This is a genomic window from Sphingobacterium sp. UBA2480, assembly GCF_002341965.1.
In the GTDB taxonomy this organism is placed as follows: domain Bacteria; phylum Bacteroidota; class Bacteroidia; order Sphingobacteriales; family Sphingobacteriaceae; genus Sphingobacterium; species Sphingobacterium multivorum.
This window is the reverse complement of record NZ_DDPA01000009.1, coordinates 712,023-735,335: the sequence shown is the minus strand read 5'-3', so window position 1 is coordinate 735,335 and position 23,313 is coordinate 712,023. Positions and strand designations below refer to the sequence as shown.

The window sequence follows — 23,313 nt, the reverse complement described above, 5'->3', positions numbered from 1 at the left end:
AGTATGAAAAATTTGTCAACAAAGCTGTATCCCCTGGTCACTGCGCTCCTGCTGATCGGCATTCCCTTCCTGTTCAGTGCCTGCAACAAGGACGCTGCGGAGGTGGAACGCGCGATGCATATCCTGATCAATGGTTATAATGGCAGTGACCATCCATTGCAGATCGCCATTGATACGACCGTATTTGATCATAAAGATGGCGCTTTTATCATTCAACCGCAGCACAATATCCATTTTGCGACGGCGTACAGTTACAAAATACCAAAAAAAAGACTGGTTACCTTAACCGATACGGAGACCAAGAAAGTGGTTTACAGTGCCGAATTGCCTGAAAACACGATTAAAGTCAATTTCAACTACGTCTATTTTGATGGCAAGGTGCAGGAAGTGACCCCACCTGCTGCGGACCCCAATGTCAATAAACTGGGCTTTTATATTTATGATAAAAGCATTGATTTCCCGATTGATATTTCTTTACAGAAGGTCAATGCAGCGACCGGTGATGTCCGTAAGGAGTACATTGCAAAAAATGTACTTCCCGGAAGGTGGGTCTATGTGGACTATTTACCACCGAAGGATTTTGACAAAGGCGCTGATCTGCGGAGTGCCACGGTCAATTTCACCAAGGCCAATACGGACAATGAATGGGCTTTTGACGGCGACGAAACAAAAAGTAAAATGGGGGCCGAAGGATTCTTTTTACCAAAATTGAACGATAAAGGCAAGGTTCAGCCTTATTTTATTGCGCCAAAAGTACCGAATCAGATATTCAGCCGGCTTTTCTTCTACTTAGATTAAGGTCGTCAAAAAAAGGAAGCAGGGCTGTCCTGCTTCCTTTCCCTTAACCCAGCTTCCGCCAGAAATTGAGAAAACCGTCACATGCCGTATACTCCAAATCAAAATTACTAGGAATCTCTTCCCAGCCACTCCAATAGGAAACAACACGCGTACCAATAGGCAGCAGCGCAAGCTGATTCCGAAGAGCCGCGGTGTAGGCATGATAAAGTTTTGGATCAAGCGCTATCGAGTAATCTATTGGACTCGATGTGTCTATATTTTCATAGAAGGAGTTATAGAAATAAAATGCGTCATAGTCGGAAAAACAGATCTCGTCAATATTGCCATGAATAAAGGCTACATTGTGCACCTGATGTTTCTCGGCCAATCCATTGGAAAGCTCCACCAGTGATTCGCGCTGTTCCACACCATAAAACATTCCCTGGGTGCAAGAAGCGCCAACAAGGCAAAATTTCCCTGCTCCGGCACCAATATCCAGGACTTTGTCCATGGGAGATTCAACCAGGTACTCGGCAGCCATTTTTGCAACATGAACAGGTGTCCAGTGGCGTTCAGCCAATTGTTTTATTTTGGACGGGTATATATCATCAAATACACTGTCATCGACATCCATATTCGACCGAAGAGCTTTAAAAATCATTCGCTTTCACCTATTTAACCTTTCGTACTGCATATACAAACCATTGAAAATACCCCCCCCTAGATTATTGTCGGTCCAATAACAAACTTTCTAATACTCATCATATACCCCAAATGCAGCCCTTCATGAAAATTATTCCATTCGAAGGCATCCACTATTGAAGTGAGATGAAAGCCCGTTCCGGTTGTACGTTCTTGATAGTGGACAAACTTTTTGTTATTAAAATCATCGATGGTCGGCTCAATCTGCTCGAGGAGTAATCTTTTAAGCAGATCGGCTTCCTGTTGCGATACCGCTGCTGTCGGCCTTGTGCCGGACTGATAATTCAGAAAAACTTCCTCGGGGATATGTCCCGCTACCCCAGATCCGATATAAATTAATTTATGCTGTGTGGCAATGATGTGCCCGATATTCCAGATCAGGTTGTTGCTAAAGCCTTCGGGAATGCGGTTAAGCTGTTCCAAAGAATAATTGTCGAAGAACTTAAGGTAAGCCATGCGGCTTGTTTGCCAGGCGCGAAAGAGTGAATCCATAAGATTTAAATAGGGTTAAAAAACGCGATCCTGATCGCTTTCCGAATGCACTTGGCAATAGTTATTGCCTGTAGTTTTCCATTTTAGTCCCCAGTGATGCAGATTCAGGATAATCTTCAACAGTTCCTTACCCTTTTCTGTTGGGCTATAGCGTATCTGAGGCGGTACGGTGTTTTCAATTTCTTCGGTAACGACAAGCGATTCTTCTTTCAGCTCCTTTAAACGTTTGCTCAGTACCTGATCTGAAAGTGTCGGAAACATTTTTTTTAAGGTGCTGAATTGCGATACATCCGCTGCAATACAGTATAGAATCTGCATTTTCCAACGCAACGCTATTTGCGCCAGTACTTCGTTCACATCACATGCCTGTGCCAAAGTCTGTAGATTCTCCGTGTTGGTGGATTGTTTTTTTCGGGGTGTTGCCATTTTAAATATCGAGTTATAGCCACTCACTTCAGGATGAGTTATTGTGCGGACAAAAGCTTGCCTATACCTTTGTCAGGTATTAAAAACAGTATAAAATTATAAAAAAATGAAACAACTGCGAACTTTATTTCTGCTTGTCCTGCTAAGCTGCGGTATGTTAAGTGGATACGCTCAACACCAAGATCATCGGCCTACCTATGTGCTGGTTCACGGGGCCTGGCATGGCGGCTGGTGCTGGCAGGCCGTCGCACAACAGCTCACAGATGCTCACTACAGGGTCTACGCCCCTACGCTGACGGGGCTTGGTGAACGTAAACACCTGATCGAGCCTTCGGTCGACATCGACACCCATATCCAGGACATCGTCAACCTGATCGAGATGGAAGATCTGCACGATGTGTATCTCGTTGGACACAGCTATGCCGGTGCTGTGATTGCCGGAGTTGCCGATCGCATTCCCTCACGATTACACAAGTTGATTTTTCTCGACGCCATGATTATTGAAGACGGCCAGAGCCCCATTTCATTGCAACCCAAGGCAGTGCAAGAAATTCAGCTCAAAAACATTCAGCGGAAAGAGAATTTTGCGCCTTTTGACGTTGCACTATTTGGTGTTACAGCCCCCGGCATGGTTTCCTGGGTCAAGGAAAGGCTCAGCGCACAACCCTTTGGCACATTTGCACAGCGGCTGCACTTAAAAAACAAGTATGGCAATGGATTACCCTTGGTCTATATCGCATGTACCGATCCACAGCTGCCCATTATGAAGGAGATGAGCGAAAAGGTGCGCGCCGACCACAAGCTCAACTGGCACTATCGGGAGATCACGACGGGCCACGATGCCATGCTCACAGCACCTACAAAATTGGCTGATATGCTGGTGACACTGGTGGACTAACGTTCGAATGCACTGTTGGAAGACCTTATTGCGCTAGACCAAAAAGCTGATTTGATTTTTATTGAACTTTTTGAAAGGAGCTTTGTTCAATTTGAAAGGAATTTTTTTCAATTCGTAAAGAAGAAAGCATGAAAGCACAAATCGGACTCGTTATCACGGCAGTCGCTGGAGCAGCACTGCTGGTATACAAACGCTGGAAACAGCGTTCGGTACAAGAATCAACCGAAACAACAGATCGCAAGCGGACGGGCAATCTAACAAACCCACCTTCGTGGTACCGCCCGCTTAAAATGCCCGACATCGACAGCAGCGATATTGTGTCATTGCAATACGCTCCCGCAACGGTATCGCCCGAAAGAAATGATGCGGCGCAAGGGATCAACAAAAACATTTCGTATTACCACAAAGGTAATAGACATCAATAAGGTAGTTGTATAACTACCTTATTGATCCTTTAGGATTTGATAGCCCATATCCCCCAGCTTACTGATGACTCTTTTTCCTGTGGTCAACTGTTGAAGAATGGTAACACCAGCACTGCGGCCCGCAAGCTGTATTTTATCCAGCATCTCGACATCCAATCCCAGCCACATTACATGGAATATACCTAAAGTGTCTCCGTGCGAGACCAATAGCGTATACTCTTCTTCACCGTAGCAGATTTTTTCATACAGCGGCTTCAGCCTTTGCCAAACATCATAACGAGATTCTGCATCACTAAAGCATCTATCAAAGCAGGTTAGCTCTTGGTTTTCGATATTGTCCTTCAGCCATTGTACCGACTGCCCCACCGCTCTGCCCAGATTCCTTTCCTTTAACGCCTTCATGAACTGTGGGCTGCGCCCAAAAGCCTGTCCGATTATTTGGGCAGTTTCACTGGCTCTGCGAAGTGGCGATGAATACAGGGAAAAATTTTTATCCCCAAGCTCCAATCGCAGATTAGTGGCGATATTTTCCGCCTGCTGCCTTCCAAGTTCTGTCAGCTCCCAGTCTGTCCACGAACCGACCATCCCATTTAAATGATGCATGGATTCGGGGTGTTGTACAGTGATGATAGTTTTCTTCTCAAACATAAATATTGATTACAGTTTATCCAACCAGGATCACCTGTAAGGCAAATATACCAAAAAAAAGGGGGTACGACATGCCCTGGTTATTGGTCCAGTTCTTTCAGGTATTCGATCATGGCATCGAGGCTCTGCAGCAACTTTTCACCTTCAAAGCCCACCTTTCGGAAACGGATGTTCCCTTTTTTATCCAAGATCAACGTTGTCGGAATGGAGGTTATTTCCAGTTTACTGCTCAACTTCTTATCCTGGTTATAATAAAATGGAAAGTCAAATTGGCGATTGGCCTGCGCCCATTTATACGCATCGTCCCAGCTATTTCCACTGCCCGAATTGAGCACAACGAACTTCACCTGCGGGTCATCCGCATATTTTTTGTACACCTGATGCAGATAAGGAAAAGAGGCTATGCAGGGCTTGCACCAGGTTGCCCAAAAATCAATGACAACGATCTTGCCCGCAAGTTCCGCCTTAAGCAAGGGCTTTTTGTCCATATCAACGATGCTGAGGTCTTCTGGAAGAGGTGTACTGCCGATGATCTTCTGAAACTCCGCGTAATAGCCCTGCTTCCATTGCTTATCGAGCTGCCTAAAATAAGCCTGCCGCTCGGCGGCATTGCCCATCCCCTTTTTATCGAGCGCGCTGTCGAGCAGCTGCCGGATCTGTGGATCAAAAGGCGCATAGCGATAGGCTGCCTCCAGCACAGGTATCGCACGCTCTGGCTCATTCCACGCTTGATACTGCAGGGCAATGGCCCGGAGCAGTGCCGCCGATTTGAGCGTAGGGATGCTTTTGGCAAACCAGTCCTGCGCTACTTCAGTCTGATTTAACTGAGTAGCGATAAGCCCCTGATTGGCCATAAGTTCTGCTTTCACCGCAGCGATTTTATCAGCCTTGGCGGGGTCATGCGCCACCAGATAACCTGTTTCGGGGAAATAGCGTATTAAGCTCACCGGATAGGCCGCCACACTGTCCAACAGGTATAGATTGAGCTTGGATGCATCGTTGAGCAGCAGCTTATGATCCAACAGCAGCTGCACATATTGATTGTAGGCGCGCCATTTGTATGGATCTTGCTCCCATCGGGTAATCAGGGGCAGGTATTTCTTGGCCTGTACGCTGTCGCCATGCCGCACATAGTAGGTAAAAAGATAGTCGTAAGCGCTGCCATAGGCCGCCTCATTATCGGTGGTTTTAAGGGCAAGAAGCTGCCCGATCTTGGCGACCACCGCCGTGGAATCCGGCTCACGAAACAGTTTATTGAGCCGATAGGCTATGCCGATCTTCTTGTTGGGAAACTCGTCGATCACAACCTGGCGGATCGAATCTACTTTTTGATTTTGACCGAGTATCAAATACCCCATGGTCACCTTATTGAGGTTCCCTTCAAAAAGCGGGTTGCTGCGGAATTTCTTTTCAACCACGGCCAAGCCCTTTTTCAGGAGCCGGGCCTGCTGGGTAGGGTTACTTTTCTTCATCTCTAGGACGATTAGCCGGAGCTGGGCCTCGTAGTTGTCGGGATACAAGCTCAGCTCTTTTTTGAGGTAATATTCCTGTTTATCCACGATGCGATCCGATGTTTTATCCTGGACGGGTACGCTATACGATTTCCCCAGGAAATTACCAGCGATCAGTTTCCCCTGTTTATAGACGTAGATCTCATACTGACTGCTATCGCTTGCCCGCTGCACAAATTTCTTGTCCTTGTCGGCGATCGTAAAACAGGAAAAGTTGGCGTAGGGCGGCAGTTTAAAGCGTACACGCCACAGTCCGCCTTCGCGCTGCATGGGCATGCGGCTCGGAAATTCGTAAAAATTGGAGTAGTTGAAGTCCACGAAAAATGGCCCTGCGCCAGGAGCAGCGGTAGATTTAACGGGATCAAAGCTGATGGTCACGGTATCACCGGCGGCTGCTTTTTCCGGTAGGATGCTGACTTGCGCCTGCGCTCCCAGGGTTGCTGGCAGTAACAGCAGCAGCAAGGCCCGTCTAAACTGCAGCGAGGCCTGTTTATATAGCTTAATCATTCTGTTGGAGATTACCATTGGTTAATAAAATAGCACTGGCGATCGGTATTTTGGTATCGCTTTGACTAAAGTCTGTTTTGACCTTCGAAAGTACAGGCAGGGCCCGGTTTGTGCGGACCAGGTCAAACCAGCGGTGGCCCCATTCGCCCAACAGCTCCAGCTGCCGTTCCTTTTCGAGGGCTAGGGCGATAGCTGCTTTGTCCAGCGTTTGTGGCAGCGCAGCGAGGCCTGCACGCTCGCGGATCTGATTGATATCCTGTAGTGCTGCCTGTAACTTATTTTGGTTGAGCCGCGCTTCCGCACGGATCAGATACTGCTCGGCCAGGCGCAGCACAGTATTGTATTCGGCAACCGGTGTCGCTGTGCGCAACTTGTACTTATAGGGCATATAAAGCGTTTTATTGTTTACCACATACGATTTTAACCATTGTGATTTACGCAAGTCGTTCTCCTCATAAGCTGCCACGGTCGTATCATACAGCTGATAGTAACTCCGTGCCGTCGCTACGGCCGGAACGATGCTGAATCCCTCCCAGGTGTTGACGCCTGCCGTCGAAAGATTGACCGTCTGCAGCTGCCAGATGGCCTCTTTGCTCGTCTTCAAAAAAACGGTATTGAGGTCGCGCGACAGTTCGTACCGGTTATCCCCGATGACTTTGTCGGCGGTCGCTTCCGCATCGGCCCAGTCGCCATGGTACAGGTATAACCGGGCCAATAGCGCATCAACCGCTTTTCTATTGGGGCGGGTGCGCTCATTGCCCTGGTAGGTATCCGAAATATCCACAGCAGCCTGCTTCAGATCGCCCAGCATAAAAGCATAGAGCTCTTCCCGGGACGCTGGCCCTTTTCGGTTGTTGGCTTCCAGATCTTTGGTGTCTGTGATCAGGGGCACTTTTTGGAAGAGGTTGCACAGGTAAAAATAATTGAATACCCGCGTAAAACGCGCTTCTGCCGAGAGCTGCGCTTTCACCTTGGTGCTGAGTGCCGAAGCTTCAAGTCCCTCGATTATCTTATTGCTGTGATTGATATAGCTATAGGGTTGCGACCACAGCCGATCGAGGTAAGAGGTTGCGGGACTCAGCCGATTGTATTTGTACTCATCATAGCTTGTAAAGGCCGAGTTGTAATCGTCGGCCAGGCTGGATAGCACGATGCTCATCAGTCCACTGGCAAACTGGTTATTGTAGTTGTTCATACTGGTATAGAGTCCGCCCACGGTTGCTGTGGCCGTTTTTTCGTCACTGAAAGCCGACGCTGCCGCCACTTCTGTCTTGGGGGGATCCACCGCCAGAAATTTGTTGCAGGAGAGGTTCAACAGGGGCGTTGCAAAAAGGCTGTAGATGATATATTTGTTCATGGTGTAAGTCTTTAGTTTTATGATCATTAAAAAGTGAGCTGAACCGCGAAAGTATAGGTACGCAGCGATGGTGTAGCGCTGCTCCGCACCGAACCAAAAGGATTGACATCCGAAACATAAGTACGGTCAAAACCAGGCATCTCGGGATCCATACCTCTAAAGCTTGTCCAGGTAAAGAGGTTCTGCGCATTGAACTGCAGCACAGCACGGTTTATATTGATCTTCTGCGCCCATTTGGAGATGTCGTAACTGAGGGATACATTTTTTAAGCGGATAAAAGAGGCATCATCCCATACCGCCGATGAATAACGGTAGTAATTGCGGTACGCCAGGTTGGCATCGTTGGCGCTGTTGGCGGTTGCACGCGGTACATCCGTCACATCGCCCGGCTGCTGCCAGCGGCGCAATACATATTCATCCAGGTTGCCCAGTGCGCCGATGGTCGTGGCCTGCGGGCCATAACCAATGGAGGGTCCCTCCTGTTTGACAAACTGAAACAGCAGTCCAAGGCTCACATGGCCATAACTCAGGTTGTTGTTGATCCCGCCATAAAACTTCGGCAGCAATGAACCCAGGGTCACATAGTCATTGAATTCGGTGATTTTCCCATCACCATTCACATCCAGGAATTGAGCGATACCTGTTTGCGGATCCACTCCCGTAAACTGAAATCCACGCACAATACGGGTAGACTCGCCAATGACGTATCGCCGTACATCGCTGCTACTTTCAAGATTAGGATAGTCCAGCAGGGTATTGGAAGGAAAAGTCATATTGAAATTGGTTTTCCAGCTGAACTTTTCCTTTTGGATATTCACGCTGCTCAGCTCAAACTCAAGGCCCTTATTTTCGATCAGTGCGGGGGTATTACCAAAATAAGAATTATAGCCTGTCTGCGGTGCGAGCACGATATTGATCAGCTGATTATCCGATCTATTGTTGTAATAATTGGCCGTCAGGAAAATACGGTCCCTGAAAAATCCAAGGTCGAGGCCCAGTTCTTTCTTTTTGATTTCTTCCCAGCCAAAATTGGGATTGAACACCCGCGTCGGATAAAGCCCCGTGATGCTCTGGTAGGCAAAACCTGTGCCCCAGGTATCAAGGTACTGGTAATCGCCGATCTGGTCATTGCCCGTCACCCCCCAGCTACCACGTAGCTTACCGAAGCTCAGGATAGACTGATCCTGGAAAAACTCTTCACTGCTGAATACCCAGGCTGCACCAACCGATCCAAAATTACCGTACTTATTGTTGGGGCCAAAACGGGAAGAGCCATCCCGTCGGTAGCTGAAATTCAATAGGTATTTGTCGGCATAGGCATAATTGATACGTCCAAATGCAGATTGGTAGCGGTAATCGGCATACTGATTGTTGCGGATTGCGAGGATCCCTGCAGCTGCTATATTGTCCAGCTGCGAATCACTCGGGTAGCTGCTGCCATCGAAGTATTTCCCTTCGGTGATCCTTTGCTGCCAGGTGCCACCCAAAAGCAACTTGAAATCATGTTTACCAATTGTTTTGCTGTAGTTTAATTGCGGCTCAATGATATAGGACTGATAATCCGAATTCCCGTAAGAGGCCATTGATCCCGTACTCGTCAATGGATTAAATCCCGCGTTGGGTAGCAAGCGCGTCTGGTCCATACTTTTGAGGTTATAGCCCACATTGACTTTCGCGACCAATTCAGGTAAGATGGCGTATTCGGCAGAAAAATTGGCCAGCAGGGATTTAGCTTTAGAAATACTCGAGCGCTCCATGTAGGCTGCAGGATTCTGTAAGGTCTGCTGAAACCAGTAATAGTTGCCATTTTCATCGTATAAAGGATAATTTGGCGCCAGGTTATAAAACTGTGCAATATCTGTGGGGACCGTATTGTTGCGGTCGAGGTTGAGGTTGAAACTGCTGTTGAGTTTAAATCGCTGGTCTTTGGACTGTGTAGCCAGGTTCAACAGTGCACCGCCACGCTGATAGTTCTTATTACCGGGCAAAGGATCACCCTGGCGGTTGAAATTGGCACTCGCCAGGTACTGCGTATTTTCGTTGCCACCGGAAAAAGACAGCTGATAGGTGGAGAAAGGAGCCGATGCACCATAAAACTGCTTTTGCCAGTCGCTGTAGGCAGACTGATCCCAGGTAAGCAGATCCGGCGCATTATCTGGCGTTGCCGTCCAGTTATCGTTTTTAAAGCCCTCTTTCCGGATGTCCAGGTATTGCTGCGTGTTCAGCATCTTCAGGTTGCGGATGGCTTTACTGGAGCCCACATTGGCATTAAAGTCTATTTTAAGCCCGTTCTTATTGCCTTTTTTTGTTGTGATCAAGATCACGCCGTTCCCACCCCGGGAGCCATAAATGGCTGTCGCATCGGCATCTTTAAGCACATCGATGCGTTCAATATCCTTGGGATTGATCAGGCTCAGCGGGCTTTGATTGCCATTGGCTGCGGTAAACTGGTTCATGCTTTCGTCCGAAAATGGGATACCGTCGATAATGTACAGCGGACTGCTGCCATTGGTCAAGGAGTTGACCCCGCGCAGCTGCACCTGAAAGGAGCTGCCCGGCAAGCCCGAATTGGAAGCGATATTAAGTCCCGCAACGCGGCCCTGCAAAGCTGCCAGGGGATCCAGTACCGGCTGTGTTTCGATCTCCTTGCGGGTGACGCTGGATACTGAACCCGTATTTTTGCGTACCGAAGACGTGCCGTAACCGATAACCACCACTTCATCCAGGTTGCCCGGATCGGCCTCGAGGCTTATTTCCAGGGGACCGTTACCCGCAACCTTCACTTCTTGGCTGCGGTAGCCTACGTAACTCAAGAGCAATATATCCTCCTGCTGCAGCCCATTTAAACTAAAGCGGCCGCTGGCATCGGTGACCGTGCTGGCGATCTTGTTTTTAACACGGACGCTTACGCCTTCAAGCGCTGCACCCGAAGCATTGCTGACCCGCCCAGAGATGGTGGCCTGCAATGATTTGCTGGCCCCTTTGCCCTGGAGCACAATGGTGTTTTTGACAATTTGATAACGGATCCCCTTCGCCGCGAATGCCTGCCGAAGCAGTTCGGGGATATTGGCATTGTTTAAATTGACATTGAAAGGCAGATCGGGGTTAATTTCATGGGGGTCGTAAACAAAGCGATAATCGCTTCGCTGCTCAATGGCTTTGACGAGTTGTTTGAGTTGAACATGGTCAGCTGCCTTGTCTGCCTGCTGGCTAAAGGCATAGCCATTGACATGCATCAGCATCAATAGCAGTGTTTTTACGGATTGTTTCATAGGGTATTTAGATTGAATATTCGTTTGTTTTGGGCTTGGTTAGGGCACAAGGACGAGTCGGTCTTTGTCGATGGTATAATTTATGCCGGCAAATCGCAATATTTTAAGCACTTCGGCAAAGGACTCTTTTTTGCTGATTTTTCCGCTCAGGACTTTATTATTATAGACGGGCGACAGGCTATAGGTAAAATTGTACCACCGGGCAAGATCGGCCAAAATCTCCGGCAGCGGAGTCTGGTCAAATTCAAAGTAACCGTCTTTCCAATTGGATGCATCCTGCAGTCTGTTTTCCTGCTGTAGCTGGAAGGCACCATTCTGCACATTCAGTTCGATGGATTGTCCCGGCAGCAATACCTGCTGAAGCCCCGCATTGCTGACCCGTATTTTTCCTTCATCCAGCTGTGTGGTCAACAGCTGACTGTCGTTTGCGTACAACTTCACGTTAAAAGCCGTTCCCAAGGCCTCGATGCTGGTGTTGCCGACATGAACAATAAAAGGTTTCGCTTTATTTTTTGCCACCTTGAAATAAGCTTCACCCGTCAGGAAGACCGCGCGTTCCTGTAGGTTATATCCCGATCCGATTTCCAGCTTGCTGTCGGCATTTAGCCAGACGACGGTACCATCCGGAAGCTTCATTTTGAATTCTTGCCCCTTTTTGGTTTTGACAGCCACCTTCGCCCCTTTTTCCTGCGCCATATAGGCGGGGCTAAAGGGCTTCTTATCGTCGAGGCTGACCACTTCGTTGCCGATCAGCAGATCCGCCTGGAATTGACCGACACTAAAAGGCAAAGGTTGCGGTGCTCGTTGGGGCTTGGAAAAGAAATATATAGCGGCGCCTGCCATTAAAAAGAATACCAGACTGGCAGCTACCTTCAGATAGGCACGTCGTTGGCGATGCCCCTGCAATACAGCCCCAAAAATATGCTGTTGGAAATACCGGTCTTCGGCTGCCAGATCAAGTTCAGGTATATCTTTTTCATTATTTGTCTTGCTGAGCTGATTGTACCAACTTTCGACAAGTGCCGTTTCCTCGGCATTGCACAGACCTTGTTGGTAGCGCTGCAGTAATTGTTTCGATAAGGGTGGTTTCATAGGTGCTATCCTGTTTATAACTTAGAAGACAGGATGGCGACCCTTTAGTGGTAGAAAAAAATGAAAATAGTTCGTATTTTTTTTCTTAAAACCGTCAACGCATTGGATATCTGCTTTTTGACAGTCTGCTCCGAGATCTCCAATTCTGCGGCAATCTCCCGATAACTACGTTGTTCGAAACGGCTTTTTTTGAAGATCAAAGCCATTTTGCGGGGCAGCTTTTCAATCGCCTGATCGATCTGCGCAGCCAATTCTTTCTCCCGCAGCAATTCGTCGGGCATAATTTCAAGGCTCGGGGCGGCATGCTCCAGGTAATGTTCATATTTACGTCCGACATCCTGGCTGGCGATACGGTTGATCACCAAGTTTCGGGCCGAACGAAACAGGTAAGCCTGATAGGAATGCTCAATTTCCAGTCGTTCCATGCGGTCCCAGAGATTGGCAAATATTTCCTGCACAATATCACGGGCTTCGTCACGATCGTCCAACATGCGGAAAACATGCACATACAACTTCACCCAATTTTCTTCGTAAAGCTGGGTAAACAATTGTCGGACATGTGTGACACTCATCTGCTGGTTTAGTTATTGTTGATGAATCAAAATTAGGTTTTATTTTTAGGAAAGTCAATTTATGATGGATTTATAAACAAACCAGTAGAATAATGCAACAGACCATTGCTCTTAAGATTAACTCTATTCTATTTTCCCCAAAAAAACCGCCAAAAGTTTATATCCTTTTGGCGGTTAGCTGATTTGTATATTTCCCTTGAACTGCACTGTGCTCATGCGATTGACCGGCTAAGAAATTACTTCACATATTTCCAGCTAAACTCTTTTCCCTGGACTTGCACTTCAAGATGTCCGGGTGTCGTACCTTCGAATGTTCCATGCCACCAATTGCCCGAAACCGCTCCTGCTGTGATAAACTGCACGCCCTTTACTTTAATCTCTTCGTACAAATGCATATGGCCCTGCAACACCAGCTTTAGGCTATGTTCCTTAAAGAGATCGAATACCTGTTTTTGGTTTGCAAAGGTGTCGGTAGCCGTATAGCGCCCCTCCAACACCGGATAATAAACCGACAAAAAAGGCACATGTGAAATAATCACTAGAGGTTGATCTTGGGCTGTATTTTTCACCAGATCCTGCAGCCATGCGAGCTGCTTATCCCCAATGACATACTGGTTATCTTTGGTTTCCACACTATTTAGCACAATAAACTTCCAGCCCTTAAATTCAAAACTGTAATACGTCTGGCCAAAAGTCTTTTCAAAGAGCTCAAAGTCATTCTTGCCATTCCGAAGATCGCGCGGCAAGCGGTCGTGATTGCCAATCGCCATATGGTATGGCTTTTTTGTAAGGTCGAAAAGGCTCTTTAAGGACCTGAGGCGCTGCTCGCCCGCCGATAAGTCAGTTGTTTTTAAATTGTCAATATCGACATTATCGCCGCCGCTTAGCAGCAGCTCGACCTGAGGGGGCAAGGATTTTAATCTTCGCTCCACCTGACCAAGTGTCGAATCACTGTGTACATGCATATCCGTTAAAAATGCAAACTTGAATTCTTGTGCACAGGCGGCCTCCACACCAGATAACACAAGAAAAAGAAAAAATAAAATAGCTGTTGTTACACGACGCATTACCATCCGAATATTTGTTTAAGATTATCATTTAAAAGTATTTCGCCTTGCGGTATAGGGCGATAATAAAATTTGGGCGCTTCAAAATTCCCAGTATTTTCGATCGTTTCGACAGTTCCACTGTTTCCATCCGATAAAAACACACCTACATCCTGTCCAAATCGTCCCACACGATAATACTGCAGTTCTCTGCCCAAGCTGTTTTTCTCTTTTACTGCGGGAATAGACGATGAGGCAGCTAATAACACCATATCCGGAATGCCATCGCCGGTCATATCATGTTGTCCCAATCCATTGAAATAGATGCCTTCACGTTTGTTTTTCAACAGTTCGCCCACATTCCAGCGCATGAGGTCGGTAAAGCGAAAGCCTTCAAAAGCAAGTTCGACCCGACGTTCCCTCCGGATCTCCAGTACCAGGTTGCGCTGGCTACTTTCGACATTGGCATAGCGTGCTGCCATAACCGGATCTATACGTTCGCTGACGGTCATATCAGGCATACCAGCCCTTCTGCGTAGCAAATTGATACTACGATCAAGATCAGCCTGTGTAAGTTGTCCCAGCTCTGCTTTCGCTTCAGCAAAATTTAATAATACTTCGGCATAGCGGTACAGCGGAATGTCCAGGTTGTTGCGCGCTTCCAGACTGAGTGTATTTTGAAATCCTTTGATCTGGTGATAGCCCGAGAAGTTTTTGGCCAGCTGCTGCACATATAATCCGGCACCCTGGGCATAAGTATGGGAATAGATCAACTCCCATCCCGGATACGCATAGGTTTGTGACAGGCGCGGATCGCGGTTTTCAAATTCTTTGACAAATGTATTTTTTGCATAGCCTGGCTGTGCTGTATAAAATGAGCCATCTTTCATGAGATAGGCCTGCACAAGATCACGGAGCGGATAATACTCGTAATTACCAAACATCCCTGGCCAGGAGTCCGCATTGAGCACATTGTTGGCATAAAAGCGTCCCAGCACCACCTCCTTGTTATTTTCGAGATTTTCACTAAAAAATAAAGACCCATAGTCCACATCAGGTCTGCCGGTATTATAGATGGTAAAACCACCCTCACGCATCTGCTCATCACTCAGGAGCTGTGCTTTGGTCAAAAAGTCATTTGCCGAGCTTTTCAATTCAAGCTCACTGTGGTATTTACGATAAGTTCCTTCATACAGTGCAAAGCGGCCATATTCCTGCAGCACCACCCATTTATTAACGGTACCGAGTTTGATGCGGGGCTGTACGTTTTGGGCAGCAAACTCAAAATCTTCCATGATTTTTTCTACGACTGTGGCACGCGGATCACGTTTGGCAAATAAATAGTCATTATCACCAACCTCGAGCGCTTTATCTACCCAGGGCACATCTGAAAAACGCTGTACTTTCTCCGCATAGAACCGTGCCCTAAAATAACGAGCCAATCCCTCATAATGCGCTTTCTCACTATCACTGATATTTGCTTTTCCCATGTGCTGCAAAAAGAAATTTATTTTGCGGAGCTGCACCCAGTCCCAGCCGCCCGAGATCGTTGCGGCAGAGGCGTTACCAGCCATAATGGTCTTGATTTCGGTATTGCCCGTTGTACTTGCATTGTCCGAGGTAGCGTCAGCCTGATAGATACCAAGTCCTGAGAAATTATACAATCCATTGATATACAATTCCAGATCCGTGGCTGTATTAAAGAAATTTTCGTTATTGATCGCAGTTTCAGGAACACGATCCAAATAGTTGTCGTTACAGCTTCCAAGCAGGGAAATTACTGAACCCACTAAAGCTATTTTTATATATTTATTTATCATGATAGGCAATTAAAAAGTCACTTGAATACCAGCTGAAAAACTCCGTTGAAAGGGATAAGTCAATCCATTCCCGACACGATCTGAACCGATTGTAGGATTGGTATAGGTATTTTCATTCAACGTCTCCGGGTCAAAATAGCGTTTTACCGCCGACCATTCGATGATATTCTCGCCACTGAGATACACGCGCAGATTGCTGATCTTCGCACGGGAGACTATTGATTTTGGCAAGGTATAGCCAATGGTCAGATTTTTCAGGCGCAGATAAGCAGCATTCAGCAAATAGTTGGTTTGTGGAATAGCCAGTCCCTGAGCCTGGTCAATACGGGTTCCCAGGTTGCGGTCGGCGAGCCAGGACTGCAATATCGGATAGGCCGCATCGAGATTCTGATCTGCAAGCCCAAGATTCAGGTAAGCCTGCGAATGCTTGGCACGGTCGATATCCGAATCACCTTCCGGACGGTAGAAATCGAGCAAGTGCCCATAGAAATTACCATAAGGTTGTTGGTAAGTCCCCCAATAGAGGTAATCCAGCGGATAATAATCGCGCTTGCCAATTCCCTGAAAAAATGCACGCAAGTCAAACCCCTTCCAGTCAGCAGAAAGATCCACACCAAACTGATAGCGCGGTGTTGAGTTACCGATAATTTTGAGGTCTTTGGTATCCCCTAGATTATATCCTTTTTCAATCTTCCCGTTACCATCCTGATCCACATAAGTAGGCCATCCCGGTACGATGGACAAGGCTCCCCAAGGAATAATCGAAGTCTGGTCTAACTTGGCAATCTCAGCTTCATCTTTAAAAAGCCCATTGCTCTGCAGCCCCCAGATCTCTCCCATCTGCATGCCCTCGTAATACTGCAGGATGCTTTTATTGGGGTTGTCAAAGCGTGTAATCTTAGACTGTGAGTCAGACAGCAATAACTTGGCATTGAAACGCAATGGTGCATTGGCCAATTCAAAATGGTCCTGAAAATTGATGGTCAGCTCCCACCCATTGGTCTTTAGATCGGCGGCATTCTCGCGGGGCTCATCTGCCCCCAAAATATTGGGTAGATCTTTGCCCAGCGTCAGCATCCCCAAGGTACGTCTCGAATAATAATCAAAACTAGCTGAAAGCTTATTTTTCAGTACAGCTACATCCATACCCACATTCACAGTATTGACCTTCTCCCAGGTATAGTTTGGCGACACTAAGGAAGGCACCTGAATAAAGATACCGCGTTCACTGCCGAATAAATATTCCGAATCTTTTTTTTCCATCGAAGGGAGGTAGCCGTAGTTTGACACAGACTGATTACCCAGCTGGCCATAAGAGGCTCTCAGTTTCAAGAGATCCAGTCCTGAAACTCCTGACATAAAATTTTCACGATCGATGCGCCATGCCGCCGAACCCGAAGGGAAAAAGCCAAAACGTTTGTTTTTTGGAAAGCGGGACGAACCGTCGTAACGGCCATTGAACTCGACAATATACTTATCGTCATAGGTGTAGTTCAAACGGTAGAAGGCTCCACGTAGTGCATAGGTATCAATTGCCTCGCCCATTTTCATAGTCCCCGTTGCAAACTGAATCGTCGGAAAAGATTCCGAAATCAAACCCGCGCGTTCGGCACTGATAACTTCATAGCGGTAATCTTCCTGGTTGAAGCCCAATACCGCGTTGACCTGATGCCTGTTAAAAGACTGCATATAGGTTCCGTAGATATTGTACACGTTGTAGTAGGAAAACCCTGCTTCACGGTATGCGCCTGTGGTCCCTTCTTTTCGGATATCATCCGGACCGTAACCAATCTCATATTGCTTGGTATACCAATTGCGGTTCAAGGAATTGCGCTGAAAGGTGTAATCGGCATTGACTTTAAATTTATTGCTGAAAAAGCGAAGTTCCGTATTGAAAGTTGATTGCACATCAAGTCGCTTACGGTCACTTTTTCCACCATCGACCATTTGCGCTGCGATGATACCTGCCGAAGAATTGGCCCATGTGCCATCTGGATTTTTATCAAATGACGTTGGAAAAATATTGTAGATATCCGCCAGGCTCATCTGCGATGGTGCAAGTCGGCGTATGCTTCCAATCACTGTATTATTGCCAAATGAAATAAAATCTGAAAGTCTATAATTCACTTTCGAGCGCAAATTGTAACGGTCAAAGTAGTCTTCTGTAAGCTTAACGGGCGAATTTTGTCGGTTGTAGCTGCCGCTGATATAATATTGTACCTTCTCATTGGAACCCGAGATCGACAGGTCATGCGTTTGAGTTGCATTCCAGTCAGATAGGAAGTAACGCGTCCAGTCCCTATTTCCCATATATTCCCAGACTTTGGAATCCGAAGGATTAACCCGCACCCCGGCGATAGTAGGATTATCCGAGCGCTCCTTTGCATATTGGTAAAACTGATCCGAGTAATTGACATTGTCCCAAGGCGTATTGTCTGTTGAGGTTTCCAGTAATCGCGAAAACACATAAGGATCTGTTATTTTATCAGGCATTACCGTCGGCGTATTCCAGGTAAAATTATTGGAATAGTTCACCTTTACATCCCCTTTTCCGGTTTTAGTCGTGATAATAAGTACACCAAACGAGGCACGTGCACCATAAATTGCAGCGGCAGAAGCATCTTTGATGACGGTAAATGATTCAATATCCTGTGGTGCGATGCGAATTAATTCCGCTGCCGAAATCGGCACGTTGTCGACCAGGATTAAGGGATCGCCGCCGTTGATCGAGGTAATACCACGAATATTAATTTTAGGAGCGACCCCAGGTTCGCCTGAATTGAACTGTATATTCAAATTGGGTGAAATCCCTTGAAGTCCTTGAGCCGCATTGGATATGGGGCGGCTTTCGAGCACCTCACCGCTGATCTGATCCACAGCCCCGGAGAGATTGGTCCTTTTCTGCGTACCGTAGCCCACCACGACCACCTCATCCATCTGATTTGCCGCGGCGTCTGTCAACTGAAAAACCACACTCGAACGTTTGCCCGACGTAACGATATACTGACATTCCTCTTTTGGCGATAAGCCGGTATACGTCACCAGAATACAGTAGTTGCTATCCACTGGCAGATTGTTAAACACTGCTTTTCCCTGCTGATCAGCCTGACCAGAGCGCTTCAAGTTGCTGACCTTATTTTTTATGGTCACTGTAGCATTGGCCAGGCCCTTCGACTTTCCATCCTGCACGATGACAACGAGTTGCCCTCCTTGCTGGGCAAAGCCCTTTTGGCCACAAGCAATCGCTAATAGCAGTAATAAAGCCCCTTTGGCAGGCCGTTTTTTAGATAAAGATAATTGCATATTTTTACTTAATAATTGTGCATAGTTGTCCAAGGCTCCCCGATTTTGGGGTGCATTTATTTAATTTTTTTTATTTTTTATAACCTGCTTTTTACGATCGTATAGGTATTTTTTTCGGCGTTAAACTCCAATCTAAGATCATTTGCAATACAGATTGTCTGCAAAATCTGCGCAATATCATTTTCCTGCGTATACGTACCATATAAGGATAATTCTGCGACTTCCTCTTCAGAAAACAGAATGCTTGTACGGTAGAAGGAAGCCAGTGCAGGCAACACTTCTTTAAGCGGCTTATGCTGAAATGTCAACAGTGTTGGTAGGACCCGCTCCGGTGGTTTTTCGGATTTTGCCACAGGTTCCTTTTTGGGCTGCGCAGTCGGTGCCCGCCAGATTTGTCCGGGGCTCAGATAGGCTAACAGCCTTTCACTGCCATTTTCACTACGCTCTTTAATGGAAACTTTTCCGGAGATCAGGCGCACCCTTGGTGTGGCGTATTTGGTTTCCTGCGTTACCCAGAAAGATGTTCCCAAGGCTGTGGTCAGGATATTGCCTGCCAATACGGTAAATGGTCGGGAAGGATCATGCGCCACTTCAAAAAATGCCTTTCCCTCCAATTGAATGGTACGCTGTCCCTTGGGGAAAGGCTGCACCCATGTCAGGCTGGAATGCGCCAAAAGGCGGACTCTGCTCCCATCTTCCAAGTAGATCAGGCTATCTTGCGAAACGCTGCAAGTCATCCGTGTAGATTTCACCGCAATTTCCGCAGCTTTAGTGAATTGTCGTTGTTGCGACCTATCTACCGGATCCCACTCCATAAGATACCAGCTGAAAGAAAAACAAAAAAGAACTAAAGCTGCAAGTTTAGCGAAAAATTGCCAAGACAGCTGTTGGCTTTCCACCTCAGTTTCGGCAGGGAGCAAACGTGCATCAATCTTTTCTTTCATACGATTGCTCGCCAGATCCATATCAACCTGCTCAGCTTTATTTACGTCGAGTTCCAGCATCCATTGCATCAGATGCGCACGCTCTGTGTCTGTCAGCTTTCCTGTGGAATATCGTTCAATCAAATTTTCCAGTTCTCTTTTTTTACCCTGCATACACCTTATAGTTGCAGCAATGGGATGATCGTACCATCCCAAATAGGTTAAGTTTGTATAAAGCTTAGTTTAAGAAAAAATGACGGCGGCAGCGATCGGACATTAGGCTAAAAGAAAAGAAAAAAAGATAAGGACAGAAATACACTGGGATTTAGCTGTTGCAGCTGCATGTGCTGGCGCACAAGGTGCAATGCTTTGCTCAATTGATTTTTTACAGTCTGAAGGGATATGCCTAAGTGTTCCGCAATTTCGTGATTACTGAGGCTCCGTTGGTATTTCAGATTAAACACCATACGCATACGGTCGGGCATTTCAACGACCGACTGTTCGATAGCGACCAGCACATCCGTATAGTTTTCCTCATAACCATCTATTGGAAATAGGTCATGTAAACCATCTTGCAACAGTATACTATATTGCTCGATATGTTTTTCATACACCCCCTTTTTCCTGAAATGCTGAAACAGTTTGTGGTACAAGGCCGAAATGAGGTAAGCCCGCAGTCCACTGTGGATATTGATTGTGTGACGTCTTTGCCAGAGGTCTACAAAGAGATCCTGAACGAGATCCATGGCAACGTCCAGGTCGCCGACCTTCTTGATGGCAATTTGAAGCAGGTGACTCCAATGATGTTCATAAATCTCATCAAAAGCACTGTAATCTGCATTTACCAGACGTGCCAATAGCACGGCGTCTATCGTTTTCACAAGCATACTCTCTAGATCAATAATTCTTCGTCGGCTGTAAAGATCATGCTTTAATACAACTACAGTATTAAGGACAGGTAAAGAATATATTAACTAGAGTTTTGTTCTCAGCGGTACAGGTCAGATCATAATAGTCGTCCCGCATGTTCGCATGGATTATTTTTTCAGTAGGAATTTATACGGTTTTTTAATTTAGACATCCCAAAATCCGCTTCAATTTCAAAATTATCGACTAAATTAGGACACCTTAATTAATTTGGGAGTTTAAAATATATGAAAAAAAATGCTTCCGGCATAAAAAATTTAAAGCAACGTATTGAAAACAAGAACAATGATTTAGATCTTTATCTAAAAGCATTGAATTCTGCCTATTCGGGTATTATAATTACAGACAATCTGCAGTATGATAATCCCATCATTTATTGCAATAAAGCTTTCGAAACCATCAGTGGTTATGCCCACGATGAAATTATTGGCCACAATTGCCGATTTTTACAGGCTCAGGACCGTTCGCAAGCCGAACGTAAGATTATTAAAGAATCCATTGAGCGTGGCGAAGAATGTAAAATTGAAATTCGAAATTATCGTAAGGATGGAACGCTTTTTTGGAACGAACTTTTTATTTCACCAGTGAAGAATGAAGAAGGTCAGGTAACTCATTTTATTGGTGTTCAAAATGATATCAGTGATCGAAAAAAAGCGGAGCATGATCTTCGTGAAGAGAAGTCCCATGTGGAGCTCAAAATACAGCAAAGAACCAAGGAGCTACAAGATAAAGAAAGCTTTCTGTCCAGTATTATTGAAACAGTACGAGAAAGTCTCTTGGTACTCGATGCCAAATATATCGTCCTGAGCGCCAATAGGCATTTTTTAAACTCATTTAAAGTCACCACAGAAGAAACGGTAGGAAAATTATTATTTGACCTCGGTAATCAGCAGTGGGATATTTCTTCGTTAAAAGAGATGCTCACTCAGATATTGCCAACCAATAATCCGGTTATCGATTATGAGGTAGATCATATCTTTCCTCATATTGGCCGAAAAGTCATGCTGCTAAATGCTTATCGTATTGAGTTCGAGGGCCAGTATAAAGATAGGATCCTAATCGCCATCGAAGATATTACTGAAAAGAAGGAGCAGGATCGGCGTAAAGATGATTTCCTTTCGATTGCGAGCCACGAACTGAAGACACCCCTCACAACAATCAAGGGTCTCTTCCAGATCTTGCAGCGATTGGGCACCGAAAACACCGATCCGAAATATGTCTCAACTTTAGATAAAATCACAGCATATATCGATCGCTTGAATATATTGATAGCAAAACTCTTAGATACGTCTAAAATTCAATCTGGAAATCTTGAATTGCACATGGAGCCATTTGAGATCGATAAGACAATCCAAGATGCCGTTGAAAGCATGCGATTGGCGGCACCTGATTCTGACATCCACCTTACAGGAAGTACGGGCATTATCGTAGAAGGCGACGAGCTACAGATTATCCAAGTGCTGAACAATCTGCTATCCAATGCAATTAAATATTCACCCGAGTCGAAAAAAGTTGAAGTTAGCATCCACAGGGTAGCTAATTTTGTTAAAATCTCGGTACGGGATTATGGCATGGGCATAAGCTATCAGGATAGACTAAAAATTTTCGAACGATTTTTCCGTGTCAGCCATATACAGAAGAAGTTTCCGGGCTTAGGTATTGGGCTCTATGTTTCGCATGAGATTATCTTAAACCACAAAGGAACACTGTGGGTCGAAAGCGAGCCGGGAGAGGGATCCACATTTAATTTTACATTACCCATCGTAATCAACAAATAAAGAATATGCAGCCTAAAAAGATAATGATCTGTGATGACGACCGAGGAATACTCGAGATGCTTGAGCTTTTTTTAGAACTAGAAGGATTTGATGTTATATGCGAAATAAATAGCACCCACCTGACGAAGCAATTAATTTCCCATAAGCCAGACCTCTTGCTGCTGGATCTCTGGATGCCAATAATTTCTGGTGACCAGTTGATTAAAATTATCCGCCGTACACCCGAAATTAAAGAAACTCCTATCATCGTGCTATCAGCAAGCGTCGATGGACCTGAAATCGCAGGAAATTTAGGCGCAAATGGCTTTATCGCCAAACCTTTTGATTTAACAGATATCACAGATAAACTTAATAGCATACTGAGCAACTAGCTGGCAAGTACATGGTGACTAAATACACATAAAAGCACTTTTTCTTTAAAAAGTGCTTTTAAGCAGCTGATGGGATCATCCTAAGACAAACGCTTACGCCTAACCTAATTTATCCACGAGAAGTAAAAGATCGTCCAGTTCAAATGGTTTGGCCAAAAAGGCGTCAGCTCCACTCTCAGAAGCAATCTGCTTTCCACGCGAACTTGCAGACATCATGATCACTGGAATCTTTCGATGTTTTTCCGAACTTCGGAGTTCACGAAGGATATCGTCACCTGACAGCCATGGCATTTCAATATCCAATAATATAATATCAGGCTCAATTTCTTCGACAGATGCAATAAGTTCTCTGCTTTTTGAAACTAAATAAACTTCTCTAAATTCATTCTTTAAAGCCAGCTCTAAAACGTTAAGGATGACGGTTTCATCATCACAAACAACAATTTTCTTTTTCATTTTTTGATTG

At 45.9% G+C, this 23,313-nt stretch carries 20 protein-coding genes; 5 read left to right on the top strand and 15 right to left on the bottom strand.

Annotated features, from left to right (window positions below):
• Positions 1 to 3 precede the first annotated feature (3 nt).
• A complete protein-coding gene (locus B3600_RS23720) occupies positions 4 to 798 on the top strand; it encodes a hypothetical protein (RefSeq protein ID WP_286754655.1) in 795 nt (264 codons plus the stop codon).
• 43 nt (positions 799 to 841) lie between these two features.
• Here B3600_RS23720 and B3600_RS23715 read toward each other — a convergent pair whose 3' ends face one another.
• Genes B3600_RS23715 through B3600_RS23705 form a run of 3 tightly spaced genes read right to left on the bottom strand, consistent with a single transcriptional unit; the run spans position 842 to position 2,397 of the window.
• Positions 842 to 1,438: a methyltransferase domain-containing protein gene (locus B3600_RS23715; protein ID WP_286754654.1), complete on the bottom strand. Its 597-nt coding sequence runs from the start codon at positions 1,436 to 1,438 to the stop codon at positions 842 to 844.
• 59 nt (positions 1,439 to 1,497) lie between these two features.
• On the bottom strand, positions 1,498 to 1,971 hold the full coding sequence (locus B3600_RS23710) for a DinB family protein (protein ID WP_286754653.1): 474 nt from the start codon (positions 1,969 to 1,971) through the stop codon (positions 1,498 to 1,500).
• A gap of 15 nt (positions 1,972 to 1,986) precedes the next feature.
• On the bottom strand, positions 1,987 to 2,397 hold the full coding sequence (locus B3600_RS23705) for a winged helix-turn-helix transcriptional regulator (RefSeq protein WP_112374635.1): 411 nt from the start codon (positions 2,395 to 2,397) through the stop codon (positions 1,987 to 1,989).
• Between the two features lie 106 nt (positions 2,398 to 2,503).
• Between B3600_RS23705 and B3600_RS23700 the strand changes: the two genes are divergently transcribed.
• On the top strand, positions 2,504 to 3,295 hold the full coding sequence (locus B3600_RS23700) for an alpha/beta hydrolase (protein WP_286754652.1): 792 nt from the start codon (positions 2,504 to 2,506) through the stop codon (positions 3,293 to 3,295).
• A gap of 128 nt (positions 3,296 to 3,423) precedes the next feature.
• Positions 3,424 to 3,720, top strand: coding sequence for a hypothetical protein (locus B3600_RS23695; protein WP_286754651.1), 297 nt, complete (start codon positions 3,424 to 3,426; stop codon positions 3,718 to 3,720).
• 18 nt (positions 3,721 to 3,738) lie between these two features.
• On the opposite strand, the gene B3600_RS23690 is transcribed toward B3600_RS23695, so the two are convergent.
• From B3600_RS23690 to B3600_RS23640, 11 genes are all read right to left on the bottom strand, one after another.
• Positions 3,739 to 4,368 carry a histidine phosphatase family protein gene (locus tag B3600_RS23690; protein ID WP_286754650.1) on the bottom strand — a complete coding sequence of 210 codons (630 nt, stop codon included), beginning with the start codon at positions 4,366 to 4,368 and terminating at the stop codon, positions 3,739 to 3,741.
• A gap of 80 nt (positions 4,369 to 4,448) precedes the next feature.
• Positions 4,449 to 6,386, bottom strand: coding sequence for a TlpA disulfide reductase family protein (locus tag B3600_RS23685; RefSeq protein WP_286754649.1), 1,938 nt, complete (start codon positions 6,384 to 6,386; stop codon positions 4,449 to 4,451).
• Positions 6,379 to 7,743, bottom strand: coding sequence for a RagB/SusD family nutrient uptake outer membrane protein (locus tag B3600_RS23680; protein WP_286754648.1), 1,365 nt, complete (start codon positions 7,741 to 7,743; stop codon positions 6,379 to 6,381). Before B3600_RS23680 ends, B3600_RS23685 begins: the two co-directional genes overlap by 8 nt.
• Before the next feature lie 26 nt (positions 7,744 to 7,769).
• Positions 7,770 to 11,015, bottom strand: coding sequence for a TonB-dependent receptor (locus B3600_RS23675; RefSeq protein ID WP_286754647.1), 3,246 nt, complete (start codon positions 11,013 to 11,015; stop codon positions 7,770 to 7,772).
• Positions 11,016 to 11,054: 39 nt separating this feature from the next.
• Complete coding sequence (locus B3600_RS23670; protein WP_286754646.1) at positions 11,055 to 12,107, bottom strand: FecR family protein; 1,053 nt, start codon at positions 12,105 to 12,107, stop codon at positions 11,055 to 11,057.
• A 44-nt stretch (positions 12,108 to 12,151) separates the two neighbouring features.
• Positions 12,152 to 12,679 carry an RNA polymerase sigma-70 factor gene (locus B3600_RS23665; protein WP_046676041.1) on the bottom strand — a complete coding sequence of 176 codons (528 nt, stop codon included), beginning with the start codon at positions 12,677 to 12,679 and terminating at the stop codon, positions 12,152 to 12,154.
• Positions 12,680 to 12,915: 236 nt separating this feature from the next.
• Positions 12,916 to 13,746, bottom strand: a complete 831-nt coding sequence (locus tag B3600_RS23660; RefSeq protein ID WP_286754645.1) for a metallophosphoesterase family protein — start codon at positions 13,744 to 13,746, stop codon at positions 12,916 to 12,918.
• Positions 13,746 to 15,545, bottom strand: a complete 1,800-nt coding sequence (locus B3600_RS23655; protein ID WP_286754644.1) for a RagB/SusD family nutrient uptake outer membrane protein — start codon at positions 15,543 to 15,545, stop codon at positions 13,746 to 13,748. The genes B3600_RS23660 and B3600_RS23655 overlap by 1 nt, the downstream gene beginning before the upstream one ends.
• A gap of 9 nt (positions 15,546 to 15,554) precedes the next feature.
• Positions 15,555 to 18,848, bottom strand: coding sequence for a SusC/RagA family TonB-linked outer membrane protein (locus B3600_RS23650; RefSeq protein ID WP_286754643.1), 3,294 nt, complete (start codon positions 18,846 to 18,848; stop codon positions 15,555 to 15,557).
• A 77-nt stretch (positions 18,849 to 18,925) separates the two neighbouring features.
• The gene (locus B3600_RS23645) at positions 18,926 to 19,945 is read right to left on the bottom strand and encodes a FecR family protein (protein WP_286754642.1); all 1,020 of its coding nucleotides are present in this window, start codon (positions 19,943 to 19,945) and stop codon (positions 18,926 to 18,928) included.
• A gap of 107 nt (positions 19,946 to 20,052) precedes the next feature.
• Positions 20,053 to 20,652: an RNA polymerase sigma factor gene (locus tag B3600_RS23640; RefSeq protein WP_286754641.1), complete on the bottom strand. Its 600-nt coding sequence runs from the start codon at positions 20,650 to 20,652 to the stop codon at positions 20,053 to 20,055.
• A gap of 273 nt (positions 20,653 to 20,925) precedes the next feature.
• On the opposite strand from B3600_RS23640, the gene B3600_RS23635 reads away from it, so the two are divergent.
• Together B3600_RS23635 and B3600_RS23630 are read left to right on the top strand one after the other, a co-directional pair.
• A complete protein-coding gene (locus B3600_RS23635) occupies positions 20,926 to 22,476 on the top strand; it encodes a PAS domain-containing sensor histidine kinase (RefSeq protein ID WP_286754640.1) in 1,551 nt (516 codons plus the stop codon).
• Between the two features lie 5 nt (positions 22,477 to 22,481).
• Positions 22,482 to 22,847 (top strand): response regulator, encoded by a 366-nt coding sequence (locus B3600_RS23630; RefSeq protein ID WP_286754639.1) that lies wholly within the window; start codon positions 22,482 to 22,484, stop codon positions 22,845 to 22,847.
• Positions 22,848 to 22,946: 99 nt separating this feature from the next.
• Here B3600_RS23630 and B3600_RS23625 read toward each other — a convergent pair whose 3' ends face one another.
• Entirely contained in the window at positions 22,947 to 23,303 is a 357-nt protein-coding gene (locus B3600_RS23625) for a response regulator (protein WP_286754638.1), read from the bottom strand.
• Positions 23,304 to 23,313 lie beyond the last annotated feature (10 nt).